Below are 18,177 nucleotides of genomic sequence, written 5' to 3' on the forward strand. Positions count from 1 at the left end.
CAAGCGCCGAAAACCATCACCGGTGTGGCGGTTCCACGATTCCCCGCACCCTCAGCCGTCCGCGACACACCAAGCTGGTCAGGTCGGATCCGGCGTCTTGCGCATCGGGACGAGCCCGTTGGGCCCCGTGAAATGCAGGCCGACGGCGGTACGGCCGGCCATGCTCTCGGCCGCGGCGCGGTAGACGTCGGCCTGGATCCTGTAGTCGCGGGCCACCTGCGGGGCCTGCGCGGCCGTGATCGGATGCGTCTTGAAGTCGATCACCAGCGCGTCCAGCCGCTCGCCCAGGTCCAGGGCGCGGGCCAGGCGCTCGGGGGCGGCGCCCGTCAGACGCCGGTACAGGTCGAAGGCGCCGAACCTCCAGTCGCGCGGACCCTGGAGATGGATGAAGGTGAGTTCCTTCCAGTAGTCGCGGCCGAGATCGCCCTCCGTGTACCAGCCCCACTCCTCGCTCGCGGCCACGCGCCGGATCTCCTCCTCGAGTTGTTCCCGATACTCCGTGCCGGGGCGAAGCATGGCTTCGAGTTCGGGCTCGTCCAGCGAACCGATCGTCTCCTCGACGACGCGGGCGATCTCCGCCTCCGCCTCCAGCCGTTCGAGCACGCCGTGGATGATCTGCCCGCGGACCATGGCCGGGAGTCCCGCCTCCCCTCCGGACGCCTCGGGCGCGAAGTGCCACGGAGCCTGCACACCGTGCCGGTAGCGGCGGGCCCACTCCTCCGGGTCCTCGTCCCGGAGCATGAGTTCGGTCGCCGAACGGGTCCAGCGCAGCGTGGGTTCGGGGAGGGCGTCGATCAGCGCCGAAGGCTCCGCGACCTCATATCGATCCAGCCATTCCAGCGTCGGCGGGCGACCGGTCCGCGGCGCCGCGCGCACCGTGACGTCGCTCCGGGTCTCGATTCCTCCGGACGCGAGCCACTTGTCGTACCCCTTCTCCCCACCCGGCGGACCCACGATGACGAGCCGATCCCGGGCCCGCGTCGCCGCCACATACAGGAGGCGGGCCTCCTCCGCTGCCGACTCGAGTGCTTCGCGGCGCAGGATCTGCTCGCCGCGCACCCCGCGGTCGGACGTCTTCAGGCAGAAGAACGGGCCGAGTTCGGGATCCGCCCAGTACTCGTTCGAAGGCTGCCTCCAGAGTGGGCGCTCGACCCCGACCAGGAAGACGACGGGCCATTCCAGCCCCTTCGCCTGATGGATCGTCGACAGCGTGACGACATCGTCCTCCTTCGAATAAAGCGGGGCCTGCGGGATCCCGATGTCGCGGTTCGTCGACCGATCCCATACCTGGAAGAAGGTCGAGACGTCGTGCGCGCGGTGGGATTCCGCGAAGTGGATGAGACTCTGGAGGTTTCCGAGAATCTCCTCCGCGCCCTCCATCAGCAGCACGTGCAGCCGGTATCCTGTGCGCTCGAGCAGTTCCTCGATGACTTCGTCGAGCGCGAGCCTCGGCGCGAGTTGCCGCAGCTCGTCGAGCACCGCGAGACCCTCCTCAAGCGCCCGCCGCTCGATCCCGGCAAGTCGCGCGTGATCGGGCGACTCCGGCCATGTCCCCTCGTCCAGCCACCGCTTCGCCTGGCGGAGGAGCGGTCCGCCCCGCTGCAGCATGCGGATGCGGGCGATCGTCTCATCCCGGAGCCCGACGAAGGGCGAGCGAAGGTAGCCGAAGGCGCGCAGGTCGTCCCGTTCGTTCTGCACGAGCCGGAGCGCGTTGAGGACATCGAGGATCTCCTGGCGTTCGCCGAGGTGCGTCATGCCGGAGACGGAGTAGGGGATGCCGTAGCGCTTGAGCGCCGTCTCGAAGTGCGTGAGTCCCGCGCGGGAGCGGTAGAGGAGCGCGATGTCGCGGCAGGCCAGGGGGCGCAGCTCGCCCGTGTCGGGATCCCTGATCTCGACGTGGCCGACCGACTCGAGGATCTGCGACGCGACCTGGGCGGCTTCCGCCTCGCGCCGTTCCGCCACCTTCCCGCCCTCAACGCCGATCCACTCCACCCGCGTCTGTTCGTGGTCGGGGATCCCCGCCACCAGCTCCGCGTAGTCGATCCGGCTCGCGGACCGCTCCTCCGCGAGCGAGGTCCCCGTCTCCTTCATCGCGGCGCCGCTGATGACGTTCACGAAGTCGACGATGGGAGGTGCGCTGCGGAAGTTCCGTGGAAGCTCCAGGACCTCACCCTCTTCGGCGAAGTCGGCGGCGACGGCGTTCCACACCGAGATGTCCGCCCCCCGGAAGCGGTAGATGCTCTGCTTCGGATCGCCCACGAGGAAGAGTTGGGGGCGATCCACGCCGCGCGCGATGCCGAAGGCGATGTCGCGCTGCGTGAAGTCGGTGTCCTGGAACTCGTCGATGATGAGCATGCGGTAGCGGTCGCGGATGGCGGCGAGGGCCGCGTCCCCGGACTCACCGCGCAGCAGTTCGGCCGCACCCAGGACGAGACTGTCGAAGTCGCGCTGGTTCTCCTCCTCCAGCCACGCGTCCCAGCGCCTTCGGGCTTCGAGCGCCAGCTCGACGAGGTGCGAGCAGATGGCGAGCGCTACCTCGTCCTTCTCGTCGCTCTCCTCACACACGGCCTTCAGGGCGGGGAGGTCGAACACCGAGGGAGGACGCTCGGCGGAAAAAAGATCGAGGGTCTCCGATGGCGGCGGCTCGTGCCAGAGCCACTTGCGGTACCGCTCCTCCCGCCAGCGGAGGTCGCGCAGCACCGTCCGGACGTGGTCGATGGCGCCCTTCTGGCGTTCCCAGCCCGTGAGCTTCATCCGCCTCAGGATCGCCTGCGCGGCGGGATCCTCCTCGGCCAGTCTCTCGAGGAAGAGCGTCTTGATGAGTTCGTCCTGCTCGGCCCACGCCGCGTCCTCATCCAGGATCTCGAAGGTGGGATCGATTCCCAGACGCAACGCGTGTTCCCGCAGGAGTTCGCCGCAGAAGGAGTGGATGGTGCCGACCGAGGCCCGGTCGATCTCCCACCGCAGCGCGTCCGCTCGCGGGGACGCCTCGATGCGCGCCCGTAGCTGCCGCTTGAGGTCGTAGGCCGCCTTCTCCGTGAACGTAATGGCGGCGATCTCGTCCAGTCGGCAGGGGCGGGCCGGCGGCTCGATCGGCTGACCCGTCTCCCCGCTGACGCCGAAGGGGAGCCCCAGCCGCCACATGATCTTGCCGACGACCGTCGTCGTCTTGCCCGTGCCCGCGTTCGCGACGAGCAGCGTGTCGTCCTCGGACCGGATCGCACGCACCTGTTCGGGGGTCCACCGGATCTCAGCCACCGGCGCCCTCCCCTGCAGGTGCGCCGAAGTCATCGAAGCGATGGCCTTCGTCCAGTTGTGCGCCGCTGCGGCGGACCTCGGTCGGCGGATCCCAGTTAACCCACCGGCCCTTCCGCGAGGCGACAGCCTCGAAGCAGCCGCGCCGCACGCGGCCGGGGATGGAAAGGGCGAGCGCGAGAGCGCGAGTGTACCTCGTCGAACCGAACTTGACGAGACCACCGTTAAGCGGCTTCCCCGGACTCCTGATCGACCGATAGCGGCAGGAGCCCATGTCGTAGCCGCGATCCGCCATCACCTGCGCGTACAGCACACCCTGGAGGGCGGTCGCGTCGTCGAAGCTCGGCGCGCCCGGCGTCCCGTAGCTCTTGTAGTCGAGCACATGGTGGACCCCGGTCCCGTGCACACTCCGGTCCACGCGGTCGATGCGGCCGCAGAGGCGCAGGCGGGCCGGCTTGCCGCGCACGTCTTCGCCCTCGAGGAAGGTGCGTTCGTCGTCGAAGCCGAAGCCCACCTCGGTGAGAAGGGGACGCTCGCCCTTCTCCGCCATGTACTCGAGTTCCCAGGCCACGTAGTCGTGCACGGCAGCCATGATGCCCTCCCGGGTCTGTTCCCAGAGGGAGGCAACGCCGAGCCACTCTCCCTTGCCCTCGCGTTCGGCGCAGGCCTCGTGGCAGATCTCGGCGAGACGGCTCTCGACGATGTCCGAGAGAGAGACCGGAAGATCGTCCTTGAACTCGTCGTAGAAGCGCTCGAGGATCTCGTGCGCCACCTTCCCGAAGGCGAGGGGTGTGGTTTCCTCCTCGGCCTCGTCCATGGATTCGAGCCACAGCACGCGCTGGATGAGGAAGGCGAAGGGCGCCCGCGCGTAGGTCTCGAGCTGGCCTGCGGACCACCGGTAGTCATCAGCGAAGCGGTCGGCCAACTTCGCGAGTACGTCCGGATCGCGGAGGTGACCGTTCCAGGGGTTCGGCCGCAGCGCGGGGTGCCTGTCGGGTACGCCGCTCGATTCGTGCGCGGACAGGAGGAATCCCGGGTAGCGGTCGAGTCCGGGGCCGCGGTGGACTTCGGCCGCGGCCGCCACGATGGCCCGCGCGATCCGTTCCGGGCGGGCGGGAGCAACGCGGATCTGCTCCTCCGAGTCCGCCGGGCCCGGCCGGGCCAGAGACTCGTGCAGGGCGAAGGCGGCACGCCGGTCCGCCTCCGCCGGCGTGATCGGCTCTCTGTCGTCGGACGGCCGGCGAACGCGCGGCAGTTCCACGTCGGGGTCGTGCCGCGGGACCATGAGGGAGGGGAGCAGGGGCGTACCGCCGGCGTCGGTCGTCCGGTAGCTGATCCATACCGGGCCCGCCTGCTGCGTGACGGCGCGCCACAGCCCGCGTTCGCGACGCAGCGTCTCGTCCCGGTAGGCGACCGGAAGCCCGAGCGCCGCAAGCTGGCGACGCTCGGCATCGCTGAACACACCCGTGGATCCGGCCAGCCGCGGGAACTCACGGTCGTTCGCGTTCACGACGAAGGTGTGGGCGAAGGGAACGAGCGCCGCGTCATGCGCCTCAAGGACCTGTACGCCCTTCTGCCCCGGGGTGGAGAGGACGAGTTCGTTCGCCTGCAGGAGCTTGCGCAGGAGCGCGTGCCACGCCGCCGGCTCGACGGGGTCGGCGACGTGGTCGAGGCCCCGCCACTCGCCCAGGAGGCGTTCGAGGAGGAGCATCCCGCGCTGGTCGGAGCGCACGACCTCCCATCGTTCCTCGACGGGGTCGCACACCCGGCGCCTCAGTCTGAAGACGCCGCGATCCTCTCTGAGAAGGTCGAGCGTGAGGTCGATCCAGTCGGCTTCCGGGCGCGCCTGGCCGAGGGGCTCGAGCGTCTCGCGCATGACGTCGAACCCCTCGATGTCCTTCTCGACCCGGTCGGCGAAGAGTCCCTTTCCCCGGATCTCGCGCGCTTTCTGCTCTACGAGCGCCCGCAGCTGTTCGAGGCCTTCCCCCCACGCCTCGAGCCCCACGACCCGCCGGGTGGCCGCGACCCAGTCGATGCCCCTGAGGTCCACTCTTGTGTTGAAGTACGGATGCTCGAGTACGGCGCGCAGAGACCGGTAGTCCCAGTTCCGCGCCGCCCCGCGCAGGAGGAGGAGGAGAGCCTTGAGCGCCGGGATCTCGACGAGCGGCGTCCGAACGCGGGCGCTGGCGGGCACGCCGGCCCGAATCAGGGCCCGGAATGCGCGGTGCGTGTTGTCGCGGCCGGATCGCGCCACGACGGCGACCTGATGCGGTTCGGCCGTCCCGGTGGCAACGATTCCCTTGACCTGCCGCGCCACCCAGTCCATCTCCCGCGCCGCATCCGGCACCGGCTGCACTTGCAGCGGCCCGGCGCCGCTTCCGTCGTCGGGACCTCCGATCACTTCCGTGCGGGCGGCGAGGGCGTCGAAGTACGGATCGGGTTCGGACTCCAGCGGGAGGTAGAGGTAGACCTCCACCTCCTCCTGTGTCGCGAGCGCCGCCAAAATGCGGCGCCGGGTTCGCGGGCTCGCGATGCCGTACACGTGGAGTTCACGGGCGCCCCCGAGCGCCCCCGGCAGCCCGCCGGCCTCGATCCGTTCCGCGATGACGGCGTTCACCGCGCGTGGGTCCGTGACGCCCCTTTCGCGGAGCGAGTCCAGGTACGCGCGATAGACCCCCACCGCCCACGCGTTGCGCTTCACGGCGAAGTCGTCACCACCCATCCGGCCCAGCGCCTCTTCGAGGTCGTCCGGGGGGACACCCTCCGGCAGCAGGTCTCCCAGCAGCGCGTCGAGCATGTGTCCGCGGATGACCCCGTCGCCGCGGCCGGGCTTCCGACCCAGAATCCGGCGCCCGAGCCGGGCCGCGTGCCGGCTCACCAGGCGGCGCCGCGTGAGGAGTCCGACCGACCTCTCCCGGATATCGAGCCGCGCGGCCAGTTCTCCGAATTGGCTGACGGGCGGGTCGAGCCACCCCGGATGGCCGCGTTCCTGCGCCGCTTCGTAGAGGAGATCCCGCAGGTTCCGGTGGTTGAGCCAGATCCACGCGGTCTGCCCTTCTTCAGAACCAGTCGGCGGGGCGGCGCCCGCGAGGAATCGGTCGACGCACGCCTCCCAGAGGGGGGCCGCGGCCGGCGCTCGAACCAGGGTCAGCGGCACGCGTCTGGGCCGGGACGAAGCGATGGTCGTTTGGTCGGGATTGAATTCACGCCCGACGGTCGTCATCGGCGCGCCCCACGTCAAGCTCGGTCGACCCGGCCGTCAACGGCCACGGCTTCAATCTGTACTACGGAGCCCTCAAGGGTTCGTCATCGAAATGGCTGGATCTGGTCGCGCTGTTCGAGAAGGTGCTGAGGTAGAGGTGTATTTTGGGCACTTCCTAAGCCATCCGGTGCTGGCCCCGCTCGTGAACCCGGTCGGAAGCCAACGCACGGCCGAAGTGATCCGCACCGGGGAGAAGGGCTCGGACGTGAATCTCGCAGTGCACCCGCTCAATGACGGCTGGCTCGACTCTTACGACTGCGCGGTGGTCGTGACGTCGGTCTGGCGGAGGGGTAAACCGATTCCGGGTTACGGTGACCGCTATCGGCGAGACCGCTGCGGCACCGTGATGGACCGTAATGAGTACGGCGGGACTTCCGCACGGGGCTGGGAGATCGATCACATCAAGCCCGTTTCGAAAGGTGGGAGCGACGATGTCTCGAACCTCCAACCGCTTCACTGGCGAAATAACAAGAGCAGGGGGGACGACTGGCCGCGTTGGAGTTGTGCCGACTAACGGCAGGCCCAAGCTGCTCGGCGGTGGAGTCGGAGATCGTTTGCAACGAGTTACGGGCGAGCATTTCAATTCCGCCGCTTGAGAGGCTGACGGCCTCGGCGCGCTGGGTGAGGTCGCGTCGGGATACCACCGTCGCGAGGAGCCGGGCCGAGCATGCGCTACAGGCCCGGCCCCAGCACCACGGTTCCTCGATTCGCCAAGTCCAGCGCATGGTTCATCTGGGCATCCTTCGTCGAAGGCCAGCCTGCGATGTTCGCGGGTCGCGGAGGGATGTTGTCCGGATCAACGCGCAATCCGCTGGCGACGACGTCCCGCGGTTTCACGATGGCTTGTGCCTTGGGGTTCGGCCTAACGTGGGTCGCGGCGAGATCCCAAACTTCGGCTTCCCGGAGACCGGTGGTACGGAAAACCGACACTTCCTGCTCTCCCTTCCTTGGGAGGAAGGCACGCCATGTAGGTTCCGGGGGATCGATGCGGAAATGGCCCTTCCGGACATAAAGGAACTTGGCCAGCGGTTCCGCTTCCGAAAGCGGCTCATCGAACGTTGCTTCAGCCAAACAACCGCCGGAAGATCTGAAGGAGCGGCCGTGGGATCTCCTGCCGAAATCGTTCAGTCCCGTGAGCCCGATTCGCCCCGAACATGGCTGCGTAGCTCAAGCGACCGTCGGCGCTCAACGCCACAGCTACCCCCCAGTCCGGCGCGGTGAACCAGCCGAAGGACACCTCGCCGTCCGGGTCGGCCCCAACCTCTGGATCGGGGATGCCGGAGGGCAGCGTCAAAAGAAACACCTGCGCCCGCGCAATCGTCGCCGACGACACCGGCTCGGCCTCCTCACCATCCCAGCCTTGCATCGCGCACTCCGTATGGACTTCCGTCAAATCAAGCCACGCCCTAAACCTGGATAGAGTGAGGCTGGCCATTCGCGTGTCGCGCCATTCGCCAAGGCTCCTGTTCACGGCCCAAGCCTCGGCCCCGATCCCGGGGGACAGGGGCTCAGGTCCGCTTGAAGCAACAGCATAGGCAGACATGGTTGTCGTCATCGGAACAACTCCAGGGTGCGTGGAGTCACACTTTCGAAGAAAATCCGGTTCTTTAAGACCCGCAACGAGGCGAGAGTTTCCGCGATCCTGTCAGAATCTGCCGGGGCCGAGATGGCTCGAAACGCTTCGATGTCAAGAATCAGAACAACCGACTCGGTATCAGGGTTGTGTTCCATGGTCTGCGTGACGTGCGCCGCGTTGCCGGTTTCTGCTTCGTGAATCGTCACGCGTGTGAGGAATTGTGACAACACCTGAGGCAGGTCCTGCGGGATCGGGGGCGGCGCCGCAAGCCATTCTTCAAGATCCTCGGTGTACGATGGAAGCGTGAAGCGGTTGATGTAGCGGGCGGCCAGCCGCACAACACGTTTGGGCAACGCGAGCTCGGCATAAAGCAACCACCAGTTGAGAGCTGCGGACGAGAGGTCACCCCACCCAGGATACGGACGAAGTTGGTGGGCCGAGAAGCCGTCCACTCGAAACTGCGCCGCGCGCTTTCCGTCGGCGCTGCCAAGCAGGAAGCCGTACCGTACAGCTTCCGGCGGATCCGATGGAAGAAGCTCGCCCTCTCGAACTTCGAAAACCCCTTCGACTCGCGTGCCGACCGTCTTCCTGGGAAGTTCGTCGGCAAGGCAGGACGCGGCTTCGGCGAAGGCATCAACGGTGATCCCATCCGCCGGTTCCACTCGCCAGTCGAGAATTGCCTCGGCGATGGGCGCTCGTTCGAGGTGTTCCACGTCGTTCAACGACACCGGACCTCGTCGCGAGTGACTCGGGTCTGTCTTCCACACATGAGACTGACGTAGTCCTTCAGGGTGCACAAGTTCCAGATCAAGATCGGCTGCTCCTTTAGAATCTCGGGTGGTCCGTGAACGAGGCCTCAAGGGAGTTGCGGGCGAGGGCCGCGATGTCCTCGATCGAGAGGCCAACGGCGTTGGCCACCTGGCGGAAGTTCTCGTTGATGTAGCCGCCGAAATAGGCCGGGTCGTCCGAGTTCACCGTGGCGAGGAGGCCCAGGTCGAGCATGCGCTTGATCGAGTGCGCTTTACGGTCCTCAACGACGCGGAGTTCGAGGTTCGACAGCGGGCACACGGTGAGCGGGATGCGGTCCTCGCGCAGCCGGGCGACCAGCGCTTTGTCCTCGAGCGCCCGGTTCCCATGGTCGATCCGTTCGAGGCCGTCCATCAGCGCCCCCAGCGGCACGCCGCGCCCGGTGTGCGCCTGCGGGTCGAAGAAGATGAGGCACGATTCAGAATTCGGACGAGTCGATGGTTGGCCTCGGGGTGAAGATTCGAGCCCGACGGTTGCCATGAACGCACTCTACGTCAAGCTCGACGTTGACACCCGGACCGCGTCATCGGATATCTATTGTAGATCTTGAACATGGGAGGAGCCGGTGGGTGCCCGTTCACATATTGCCAAGTGGGGCAGCAGTCTTGCTGTCCGGATTCCCAAACCCGTCGCGGAGCAATGGGGCGTCCGAGAGGGCTCCCGCATAGAGATGATCCCCCGCGGTGATCGGCTTGTCATGCGCAGGAAAGCCTATGACCTGGAGACAATCCTGGACCGGATCACGCCGGAAACCCTGCATTCGGAGGTGGATACGGGTTCGGCCGTGGGCGATGAGGTTTGGTAGGGAATCCGCATGTCCCCGACAGCGGCGAGATTGTATGGCTCGCCTTCAATCCCCAGGCTGGACACGAACAGGCCGGCCGTCGTCCCGCTCTCGTGCTCAGTCCTCGCGCGTACAACCGCAAAGCCGGTCTGGCGCTGCTCTGTCCGATCACCTCCAGGGTAAAGGGTTACCCCTTTGAAGTCGGCCTTCCAGCCACGGCCCGCGTGACGGGCGTGGTTCTGGCCGATCAGGTCAAGAGTCTGGACTGGCGGGCCCGGCAAGCTGAGTTCGCCTGTCAGGCCCCTCCCGCCGTGCTGGGCGAGGTCGTGAACAAGCTGGAGCTTCTGTTCGGCCCGCGATGACCTTCCCGAAAGGCCGCTGAGCCCAACTGCTCTCGTGGGGACCGTCCCGGCACCGGTCTTGGCGGGAGACCGAGAAGCTACGCGAGGGGCGCCGTGAACGATGCTGCGAGGGAGTTGCGGGCCAGTCGCTCGATTTCCGCAGTCGAAAGGTCCAGCGCCTCCGCGACGCTGCGGAAGTTCTCGTTGATGTAGCCGCGGAAGTAGGCCGGGTCGTCCGAGTTCACCGTGGCGAGGAGGCCCAGGTCGAGCATGCGCCTGATCGGGTGGGCGGCGAGGTCGTCGACGACGCGGAGGGCCAGGTTCGAGAGCGGGCATACGGTGAGGGGGATGCGGTCGTCGCGCAGGCGGGCGACGAGGGCTTCGTCCTCCAGGGCGCGGTTGCCGTGGTCGATCCGTTCCACGCCGAGGACGTCCAGCGCCTCCCACACGTATTCCGGCGGACCCTCCTCCCCGGCGTGGGCGACGAGACGGAGTCCGAGGTCGCGGGCGGCCTCGAACACGCGCGCGAACTTCGAGGGTGGGTGACCCACCTCGCTCGAGTCCAGACCCACGCCCAGCAGCCGGTCCAGGTACGGTTCGGCCTCCTCCAGCGTCTCGAACGCTTCCCTCTCCGTCAGGTGGCGCAGGAAACAGAGGATGAGGGAGACGCTCACGCCCCGCTCCCGGGAGCGAGCGATGGCCCGCTCGAGGCCGTCCATCAGCGTCCCCAGCGGCACGCCCCGTCCCGTGTGCGCCTGCGGGTCGAAGAACATCTCGACGTGGACGACCCCGTCCGCGGCTGCCCGTCGCAGATAGGCGTCGGCGAGCGCGAAGAAGTCCTCCTCCGTTCGGAGCACGTTCATGCCCTCGTAGTAGAGGTCGAGGAACTCCTGGAGGTTGGCGAAGGAGTAGGCTTGACGGACCTCGTCGACGCTCCGGTAGGGGAGAGATACGCCGTTGCGGCGGGCGAGGTCGAACATCATCCCGGGCTCCAGCGAGCCCTCGACGTGGATGTGCAACTCGGCCTTGGGGATGTCACGGATGACGTCCGCAACGCTCGTGGTCTGGTGGCCCATCATCGGGGCAAGGTACAATAGGTGCGCACGTCGCCGCCGGGGCGCAGACCCCCTGATTCGACCACGCCCGACCGGACATGTCCCATGAATCAACCCCGCGATAACTGGAGTTCCAGCGCCGGCCTCGTGCTCGCCGCGACCGGCAGTGCGATCGGCCTCGGCAACCTGTGGAAGTTCCCGTTCATCACCTGGCAGAACAACGGCGGGGCCTTCGTCCTCGTCTATCTGATCTGCATCGTCGCGGTCGGCCTGCCGATCATGATGGCGGAGCTGCTCATTGGGCGCCGCAGCCAGAAGAGCGCGGTCGGGGCGCTCAAGGAGGCGGCGGGACCCTGGTGGGGGATCGTCGGCGGCTGGGGGGTGCTCGCCGGCTTCATCCTCCTCAGCTACTACACGGTCATCGCGGGCTGGTCGCTCTACTACTTCGCCCAGTCCATCGGCTGGTCGTTCGGCGGCTACCCCGCCGGGATGGCGGCGGGCGACCTGTTCAACGAGCAGGTGGGGAACGCCGGCCTTCAGCTCATGCTGTCGCTGGGCTTCAGCATCGCAACGATCGCGGTCGTCTACTTCGGGGTGAGCAAGGGGATCGAACGTATCGCCCGCATCTTCCTCCCCATCCTGTTCGGGATTCTGCTTCTCCTTCTCGTAAGCGCGCTGGGGATGAGCGGGTCGGGAGAGGCGCTGCGCTTCATCTTCCGCGCCAACTTCGGGGAGCTGGAAACGAGCGGCGTCCTCGAGGCGCTCGGGCACTCCTTCTTCACCCTCTCCCTCGGGATGGGGGCGATGATCACGTACGGATCCTACATCTCGCGAAAGCAGTCGATCGTGAAGGCGTCGGCGGCGATCGTGGGGCTCGACACACTGATCGCGCTCGTGGCGACGGTGATCATGTTCTCCGTCATCTTTTCGGTAGCGGGGATGAGCGACCAGGTGAGCGGTTCGCCGGTAGGGATGCTCTTCATCTCGCTGCCGGAGCTGTTCTACACCGCGGTGCCGTTCGGCGTCGTGCTGGGGCCGCTGTTCTACGTGCTGGTGGCGCTGGCGGCGCTGACCTCGACGATCTCGCTGCTCGAGGTGGTCTCGAGCTACATGATCGACGAGCGACGCGTCCCGCGGCACAAGGCCACGATCCTCTGCGGGGCGGCGATCTTCGTGTTCACGATCTTCGCGGCGCTCTCGTTCACGGGCACGCCCTTCCTCGCCACGCTGGAGATCTTCGCGGGCAAGATCGGCTGGTTCTCGACCGTCGACCACTTCGTCTCCAACTGGATGCTCCCGACCGGCGGCTTCGCGATCACGCTCGCGGCGGGCTGGTTCATGACCAGGAACGCGACGGAACGGGAACTGCTGGACGGCACGGAGCCCCGCTGGTTCCGGTACGGGGCGTGGCGTTTCTTCATCCGCTGGGTGGCGCCGCTCGCGGTTGGCGCGATCATCGTCTCGGTGATCCTCGGCCGCGACTTCAGCTGACGGGAGCCGGACCGCAAACGACCTGCGCCGGGGTTCGCCGCTGATGCGTCCGCGCCCATGCGCCCCTGTCCTCTTCGGCGTGGCGGCGGCCCTCGGGCTCGTCTCTGCGGGGTGCGGGGAGGATGGTTGCCGCGCGGACACCCCCGGGGAGCGCGTCGCGCGAGGAGAGCCGGGGCGCGAGGCGATCGTGCGGGCGCTGGCCCGCGCATATTTCCCGGGCCGCGTGGGAGATATCGCCGTGATCCCCGATCCGGGAGCCATCATCACGTCGCCGGGCCCCGACTACCGGTACATGCACGGCAGCCCGTGGTCGCATGACACCGCGGTGCCGCTCCTGTTGTACGGCCCGGGCGTCTTCGAGCCCCGCACGCATCGGGGGCCGGCCTCGCACCAGGACATCGGGGCAACGCTGACCACGCTGCTCGGGCTGCCGCCGCGAGCCGACGTGACCGGACATCCGCTGCGCGCCGCGTTCTCGGACGCCGGGAACGAAGCCGACGGCGGGCAGGGCGACGCGAGAGCCCGCCCGGGGCTCGTGGCCGTGCTGGTGCTGGATGCGATGCGGGCGGACTACCTCGACCGCTACGCCGGCCTTCTCCCCAACTTGACCCGGCTCGCGGCGGGCGCCGCCCGGTTTGCGGAGTCCCGAGTCGACTACGTCCCCACGAACACCTCGACCGCGCACACGACGCTCTCGACCGGCACGGACCCGGCGGTACACGGGATCGTGGGCAACACGCTGTACGACCGCCGGACGGGCCAGGCGACGGTCGCGTACGAGGGTGCCTCTCCTCACAACCTCATGGCGCTTGCGGTCGCGGACCGCTGGGGAGTGGCGACGCGCGGGCGGGCGGAGATCGTCGTCCAGGGGGGTACGGACTACCCTGCGGTGGCGCTGGCGGGCCACGGGAAGTGCATCCTCGGCGGCCACTCCGTGTGGCTGGCCTTCTACGACTCCGGCAGCGGCGGCTGGACTACGAACGAGGCGTGTTTTCGGCTTCCGCCGGCGGCCCGCGAACTCCACTTCGGTCCGCGACTCGACGCCGTCGACCGGCTTTGGCTCGGCCACGAACTCGACAGCTACGGCGAGGCCCGGCGTTCGGCCCTTTTCTCGGGATTCGAGGGAGAGGCGGCGGTCGCCCTCATCGAAGGAAGCGCCTTCGGTGAGGACGATGTCACGGACCTCTTCCTCGCCAACCTCAAGGGCACGGACTACGTGTCCCACAAGTACGGCCCCTTCTCGCCGGAGATGGAGGCGACGCTGGCGGAACTGGACCGGTGGCTGGGCCGGATCGTGGAAGCGCTCGAGGCGAAGGCAGGGCCCGGCGGCCTGGCTTTGGTCGTGACGGCGGACCACGGGATGCCCGACACCCCCGCGAGCGACGACCTGTGGGCCACCTACGGCGACGTGACGGCGTGGCTGAACGAACGTGTCGACCCCGGCGGGCCGGGCGTGGTGGCGTTCTACGAGGGCTCCGAGAACCAGATGTACCTCGACCCGGGGCGGCTGGAGGCGCTGGGGCTGGAGGCGGACGACATCGCCCGGACGCTCGAGGAATCGCCGGTGGTGCGGTTCGCGATTACGGAGCGCGAGGTGCGGCAGGCGCGCCAGGTGCGGCAGGCGCGCCAGGTGCGGCGGGATGCGCCTACGTCTGGATGCGGCCGGCCGCGAAGCGTCGCTCGTTTCAGGAGGGGGGATCCGCCGACGCGTCGCCGGGACGGAAATCCCTCAGGTACAGCGTGAGGCGTCCGTGCAGGGTCTCGGTCGTGACCATGACGATGGGGTGGGGGGGGTCGACGGCCACGTGGATCCGGGCGTCCGACTCCGGCTTGAACATCGACATGCCCGGGATCACCGCCCGCAGGATGTAGACGTCGAACCGTCCCGCGGGGACTCGCGTCCGATCCCGGCGTTCAAACTCGAACACGGCGGGGCTGTCCTCGGCCAGGTAGTAGCGGTCCATGCGGAAAGAGGTCTCTCCCGACGCGATCCGGCGCCTCATTTCGTACAGGATCGCGACGTCGTCGAGCGGGGCTTCGGGGAGCATGACTTCGCGCGGTGGATCGGACGCATCGGGGTCCGCCGGATCCGCGACCTGACCGCCGAGGTGTTCGACACGCAGCCGCCGCCCGGGCTCATCGAGGTGGACCCGCCAACTGGTGCGCCTTCGTCCCTCCTGGATGAACCGGTCGAAGCGCAGGGAGCGAAGCGGCGCCAGCATCACCCAGCTTGTCTGCCGGTCGTGGATCCTGAAGAACGGAATGGGGGCCCCGAAATCAACCTCGAGGCGGTAGATGTCCTCCCCGGCAACCGTCTCTCTATCCGCGACGGTCAGTTGGTTGCTCCCGAGTTGAACGGGGCCGAACTGGACGCCGAACTCCATGGTCTCGCCCACCGCCAGGGTCGCGCCGGCCGCCACGGTGTCGCCCGCGGCCGCAGTGTCAGCTACCGCCTGACCGGAGAGCGGCGCGGCGGCGAGCAATACGATCGCGAACGCGAACGCGGCCGCCACGAGGCTGACGGCCCGAACCGCGGGCGACGGCACCGCGAGCGTGAACGCAAGCCGCCTGGACCGCGAAGTCCATCGCGCAGTCGAACGCCTTGGCGATCCCCTGTTCCGCATAGGCCCGCAGCTCCCGCTCCGCGTAGTAGATGAGGACGAGAAGAAGTACGGGCGTGAGCACGGAAAAGTCTATACGGCGCCTCAACCGCCAGACGACAGGATCCGGCCGCCGCGGGCCGGAACCGCTTGTTGCGCGGGCCTGACCGGTCGTTGAATCGTGCGTGACCCGGACCCGATACCGTGCGCACGGCGTTCGGGCGAGCCCCGCAGCCCCTTGGGAGGACGAGATGATCGAGACGGACGAGCACGTGCGGATGCTGACCCGGCGAACGTTCGTGAGAGCCGGGACCCTGGCGGCGACCGGGTGGGTGGCCCTGGCCGACCGCCTTCTGGCCGCTCCCTACGATCCGCTCCCGCAGCGCCCCGGGATCGCGCCCACCGTCGCGTCGCCTGTGCGGGTTCAGGGCATCGTCCGCGCCGGCGGGCGGGGTCTCGGACGCGTCGCCGTCTCCGACGGACTCCAGGTCGTGGATTCGGACTCCGATGGCCGTTTCGAGCTGGTGACCTCCACGGATCGCGGCTTTGTCTGGGCGCGAGTCCCGGGGGGCTACCAGGTGCCGACGAACCCTTCGGGCACGGCCCGCTTCTACCGGCCCATCGATCCCTCGCGCAGCGAGATGTCGGTCGCGTTCGACCTCGAACCGCTCGGCGTGTCCGATGACCGCCACGCGGTGCTTCTGCTCGGCGACATCCAGACCGAGACCGAGGAGGAGATGGGCTGGTTCCACGAGCGCTCCATACCGGACCTCCAGGGTACCGTTGAAGAACTCGGCGACGCGCCGATCGTCGGGATCGCGGACGGTGACATCATGTTCGACCACCTCGAGCTGTATCCCGAGTACGAGCGGGCGGTGCGGCGCATCGGCGTGCCTTTCTTCCAGGTGATCGGGAACCACGACCTGGACATGGAGAGTCCTACGGACGAGGCCTCGACGGACACCTTCTCCCGTCACTTCGGGCCGCGGTACTACTCCTTCGACCGCGGGACCGTGCACTACGTGGTCCTCGACGATGTCTTCTGGCACGGGAGCGGCTATCTCGGCTACCTCGATGCCGACGCGCTGACCTGGCTGCGGGCGGACCTGAGCCGGGTCGAGCCGGGGGGGGCCGTCGTCGTGGCCACGCACATCCCGGCCCTCGGCAGCTATCACGCGCGCCAGGGGCGGAACTCGCCGGAGGCACCCGTGGCAATCATGAACCGGGAAGCGCTGTACCGGCTGCTCGAACCCTTCCGGGCGCACATCCTCACGGGGCACACGCACGAACTGGAGCACGTGTTCGAGAGCGGGACGCACGAGCACGTGGCGGGCGCGGTCTGCGGAGCGTGGTGGAGCGGACCGATCTGCCACGACGGCGCGCCCAACGGCTACTGCGTGTACGAGGCGGCGGGCGAGGAGATCACGTGGCGCTACAAGGCCACGGGGTTCCCGGCGTCGCACCAGATGCGCCTCTACGCTCCAGGCGCTGATCCCGCCGCGCCGGAAGAGATCGTGGCCAACGTCTGGGACTGGGATCCCCAGTGGACGGTGCGCTGGTTCGAGGACGGCCAGCCGCGAGGGCTCATGGCGCGGCGGCCGGGACGCGACCCGTTGAGCGTCGCACTTCACTCGGGCGACGACCTGCCCGCACACCGGCCGTGGGTCGAGCCCCGCGTCACGAACCACATGTTCTACGCGACCGTCGACCCGGGCGTGGCGGAGGTGCGCGTGGAGGCCACCGACCGATTTGGCCGGGTCTACGCCGAGTCGCTGGCGTTCGGGCCGGCTAGGGGCAGTCCTCGCCCTCCAGGCGCACGGTGAAGAGCGCGGCCTTCGAGACCAGGCCTTCGTCGCGCGCCGCGTAGAGGTATCCGCCGTCCCCCGTCCACCACAACCAATCGTCGAGCACGGACCGCGCCACCAGCTCCCCCGTGGCGGGATCGACCACCTCGACGACCGTATCGCGCCGCCGATTCCCATCGATGGGCACGCCCTGCACGGGGTTGGCGACAGCCTCCCTCCAGCCGTCGTCGGCCACCGACGTCGCGAGCCACAGCAATCCGTCCCTGTGCCGCAACCCCTGAATGACGGAGAACGGAGGCGCCTCTAGCGGGTATCCGTCCGCCGGGGGCCATGGCCTAAACCACTCGCGTTGTCCCTCGAGGCGCAGGAAACGGTCGGGAGCCGCCGGATCCCACGCCTCGACGGCGTACTCGACCGGCAAGGAACGCCACACCCTCCCTTCGTCGTCCCGGGCCGCGGGCGCGAAGAAGTGGTTGATCAGCTCGCGATCCGTGGGAACCACCGCAATGGTCTCCCGAACCGCTCCCTCCGCATCAAGATGCTCGGCAACCGCCCCGAACCGCCCATCTTCGGCGCGCCCCCACCCGCCGACCACGAAGCCGCGACCGGAGGCGAGTGGGACGAAGTCAAGGGGGAAAATCGCGCCGATCTGCGTCGTCCCGAGCAGGCTCCAGTCGGCGGCCAAATGCGTGATGCGACGCGTACCGGGATCCAGGATGAATGCGCCGCCCCCGGGCGCGGGGCGGAGCTTGCCGATGCCCGGATCCGAGAACTCGCCCGGGCCCTCCCCCCTTCGACCGATGCTCTCCCGGTAGCGGCCGTCCGCACCGTAGACCATGATCCGCGCGCCGTTGTCCCAATGCGCGACGAGAAAGTCCCCAGATGCAAGCTGCGTGATCTGGCCGGCGGGGCCGACCGTGCCCGGGTCATCGATGTCGCCCAAGCGGACCGCTTCATCGAGTACAACGGCACACGCGGGCGGTTCCGTCGAGATCTGAATCACGTCCTGGGCGGAGACGGTGCACGGCCACAGGATCGCCGAGGCGACGACCATGCCCTTCCAGGGTTCCCCGCCCCGTGCGCGTCGATTGCCGCGGCGCGCCGCGAGGCAGCGGTCTAGACGCATTTCCTCAGGCACAAATCGACGACGGGCACCGGAGCCCCGCCCAAGACTGCGGTCACCGGCACGCCTGCGCCCCAC

Annotated in this window: 15 protein-coding genes; 6 read left to right on the forward strand and 9 right to left on the reverse strand. The window is 68.2% G+C overall.

The features are described 5' to 3' along the window. Positions 1 to 78 precede the first annotated feature (78 nt). Entirely contained in the window at positions 79 to 3,258 is a 3,180-nt protein-coding gene (locus tag ACOQPP_RS08620) for a UvrD-helicase domain-containing protein (RefSeq protein ID WP_420636316.1), read from the reverse strand. Beyond that, positions 3,251 to 6,478: a PD-(D/E)XK nuclease family protein gene (locus tag ACOQPP_RS08625; protein ID WP_420636317.1), complete on the reverse strand. Its 3,228-nt coding sequence runs from the start codon at positions 6,476 to 6,478 to the stop codon at positions 3,251 to 3,253. Before ACOQPP_RS08625 ends, ACOQPP_RS08620 begins: the two co-directional genes overlap by 8 nt. Before the next feature lie 385 nt (positions 6,479 to 6,863). Here ACOQPP_RS08625 and ACOQPP_RS08630 point away from each other — a divergent pair, with 385 nt between their 5' ends. Then, on the forward strand, positions 6,864 to 7,031 hold the full coding sequence (locus ACOQPP_RS08630) for an HNH endonuclease (RefSeq protein ID WP_420636329.1): 168 nt from the start codon (positions 6,864 to 6,866) through the stop codon (positions 7,029 to 7,031). 158 nt (positions 7,032 to 7,189) lie between these two features. On the opposite strand, the gene ACOQPP_RS08635 is transcribed toward ACOQPP_RS08630, so the two are convergent. From ACOQPP_RS08635 to ACOQPP_RS08650, 4 genes are all read right to left on the reverse strand, one after another. Next, positions 7,190 to 7,588 (reverse strand): hypothetical protein, encoded by a 399-nt coding sequence (locus ACOQPP_RS08635; RefSeq protein ID WP_420636318.1) that lies wholly within the window; start codon positions 7,586 to 7,588, stop codon positions 7,190 to 7,192. After that, positions 7,581 to 7,883: a hypothetical protein gene (locus ACOQPP_RS08640; protein WP_419164922.1), complete on the reverse strand. Its 303-nt coding sequence runs from the start codon at positions 7,881 to 7,883 to the stop codon at positions 7,581 to 7,583. The genes ACOQPP_RS08635 and ACOQPP_RS08640 overlap by 8 nt, the downstream gene beginning before the upstream one ends. 185 nt (positions 7,884 to 8,068) lie before the next feature. Further along, positions 8,069 to 8,806, reverse strand: coding sequence for a TIGR04255 family protein (locus ACOQPP_RS08645; protein WP_419165038.1), 738 nt, complete (start codon positions 8,804 to 8,806; stop codon positions 8,069 to 8,071). A gap of 112 nt (positions 8,807 to 8,918) precedes the next feature. Next, positions 8,919 to 9,380, reverse strand: coding sequence for an adenosine deaminase family protein (locus ACOQPP_RS08650; protein ID WP_419164921.1), 462 nt, complete (start codon positions 9,378 to 9,380; stop codon positions 8,919 to 8,921). A gap of 85 nt (positions 9,381 to 9,465) precedes the next feature. Here ACOQPP_RS08650 and ACOQPP_RS08655 point away from each other — a divergent pair, with 85 nt between their 5' ends. Further along, positions 9,466 to 9,705, forward strand: a complete 240-nt coding sequence (locus ACOQPP_RS08655) for an AbrB/MazE/SpoVT family DNA-binding domain-containing protein (protein ID WP_419164920.1) — start codon at positions 9,466 to 9,468, stop codon at positions 9,703 to 9,705. Further along, positions 9,699 to 10,046, forward strand: coding sequence for an endoribonuclease MazF (gene mazF, locus ACOQPP_RS08660; RefSeq protein WP_419164919.1), 348 nt, complete (start codon positions 9,699 to 9,701; stop codon positions 10,044 to 10,046). Before ACOQPP_RS08655 ends, mazF begins: the two co-directional genes overlap by 7 nt. Positions 10,047 to 10,123: 77 nt before the next feature. Here mazF and ACOQPP_RS08665 read toward each other — a convergent pair whose 3' ends face one another. Continuing rightward, the gene (locus tag ACOQPP_RS08665; RefSeq protein WP_420636319.1) at positions 10,124 to 11,104 is read right to left on the reverse strand and encodes an adenosine deaminase; all 981 of its coding nucleotides are present in this window, start codon (positions 11,102 to 11,104) and stop codon (positions 10,124 to 10,126) included. 81 nt (positions 11,105 to 11,185) lie between these two features. Between ACOQPP_RS08665 and ACOQPP_RS08670 the strand changes: the two genes are divergently transcribed. Together ACOQPP_RS08670 and ACOQPP_RS08675 are read left to right on the forward strand one after the other, a co-directional pair. Continuing rightward, positions 11,186 to 12,571, forward strand: coding sequence for a sodium-dependent transporter (locus ACOQPP_RS08670; protein WP_420636320.1), 1,386 nt, complete (start codon positions 11,186 to 11,188; stop codon positions 12,569 to 12,571). A gap of 43 nt (positions 12,572 to 12,614) precedes the next feature. Beyond that, positions 12,615 to 14,315, forward strand: coding sequence for an alkaline phosphatase family protein (locus ACOQPP_RS08675; protein ID WP_420636321.1), 1,701 nt, complete (start codon positions 12,615 to 12,617; stop codon positions 14,313 to 14,315). Here the strand turns inward: ACOQPP_RS08675 and ACOQPP_RS08680 are convergent. Beyond that, positions 14,257 to 15,084 (reverse strand): DUF3108 domain-containing protein, encoded by an 828-nt coding sequence (locus ACOQPP_RS08680; protein ID WP_420636322.1) that lies wholly within the window; start codon positions 15,082 to 15,084, stop codon positions 14,257 to 14,259. The genes ACOQPP_RS08675 and ACOQPP_RS08680 overlap by 59 nt on opposite strands. A gap of 338 nt (positions 15,085 to 15,422) precedes the next feature. On the opposite strand from ACOQPP_RS08680, the gene ACOQPP_RS08685 reads away from it, so the two are divergent. Then, entirely contained in the window at positions 15,423 to 16,994 is a 1,572-nt protein-coding gene (locus ACOQPP_RS08685; RefSeq protein ID WP_420636323.1) for a calcineurin-like phosphoesterase C-terminal domain-containing protein, read from the forward strand. Here the strand turns inward: ACOQPP_RS08685 and ACOQPP_RS08690 are convergent. Then, positions 16,960 to 18,030 (reverse strand): hypothetical protein, encoded by a 1,071-nt coding sequence (locus tag ACOQPP_RS08690; protein WP_420636324.1) that lies wholly within the window; start codon positions 18,028 to 18,030, stop codon positions 16,960 to 16,962. The two genes, ACOQPP_RS08685 and ACOQPP_RS08690, sit on opposite strands and share 35 nt — an antisense overlap. Positions 18,031 to 18,177: the final 147 nt, after the last annotated feature.

Source organism: Candidatus Palauibacter sp., from assembly GCF_965222475.1.
Classification (GTDB): Bacteria; Gemmatimonadota; Gemmatimonadetes; order Palauibacterales; family Palauibacteraceae; genus Palauibacter.

Bases quoted from the DNA above. Each gene is read 5' to 3' on its own strand.
- ACOQPP_RS08625 (WP_420636317.1), bottom strand. From the start codon at position 6,478: ATGACGACCGTCGGGCGTGAATTCAATCCCGACCAAACGACCATCGCT.
- ACOQPP_RS08630 (WP_420636329.1), top strand. From the start codon at position 6,864: ATGGACCGTAATGAGTACGGCGGGACTTCCGCACGGGGCTGGGAGATC.
- ACOQPP_RS08640 (WP_419164922.1), bottom strand. From the start codon at position 7,883: ATGCAAGGCTGGGATGGTGAGGAGGCCGAGCCGGTGTCGTCGGCGACG.
- ACOQPP_RS08650 (WP_419164921.1), bottom strand. From the start codon at position 9,380: ATGGCAACCGTCGGGCTCGAATCTTCACCCCGAGGCCAACCATCGACT.
- ACOQPP_RS08665 (WP_420636319.1), bottom strand. From the start codon at position 11,104: ATGATGGGCCACCAGACCACGAGCGTTGCGGACGTCATCCGTGACATC.
- ACOQPP_RS08670 (WP_420636320.1), top strand. From the start codon at position 11,186: ATGAATCAACCCCGCGATAACTGGAGTTCCAGCGCCGGCCTCGTGCTC.
- ACOQPP_RS08675 (WP_420636321.1), top strand. From the start codon at position 12,615: ATGCGTCCGCGCCCATGCGCCCCTGTCCTCTTCGGCGTGGCGGCGGCC.
- ACOQPP_RS08685 (WP_420636323.1), top strand. From the start codon at position 15,423: ATGATCGAGACGGACGAGCACGTGCGGATGCTGACCCGGCGAACGTTC.
- ACOQPP_RS08690 (WP_420636324.1), bottom strand. From the start codon at position 18,030: ATGGTCGTCGCCTCGGCGATCCTGTGGCCGTGCACCGTCTCCGCCCAG.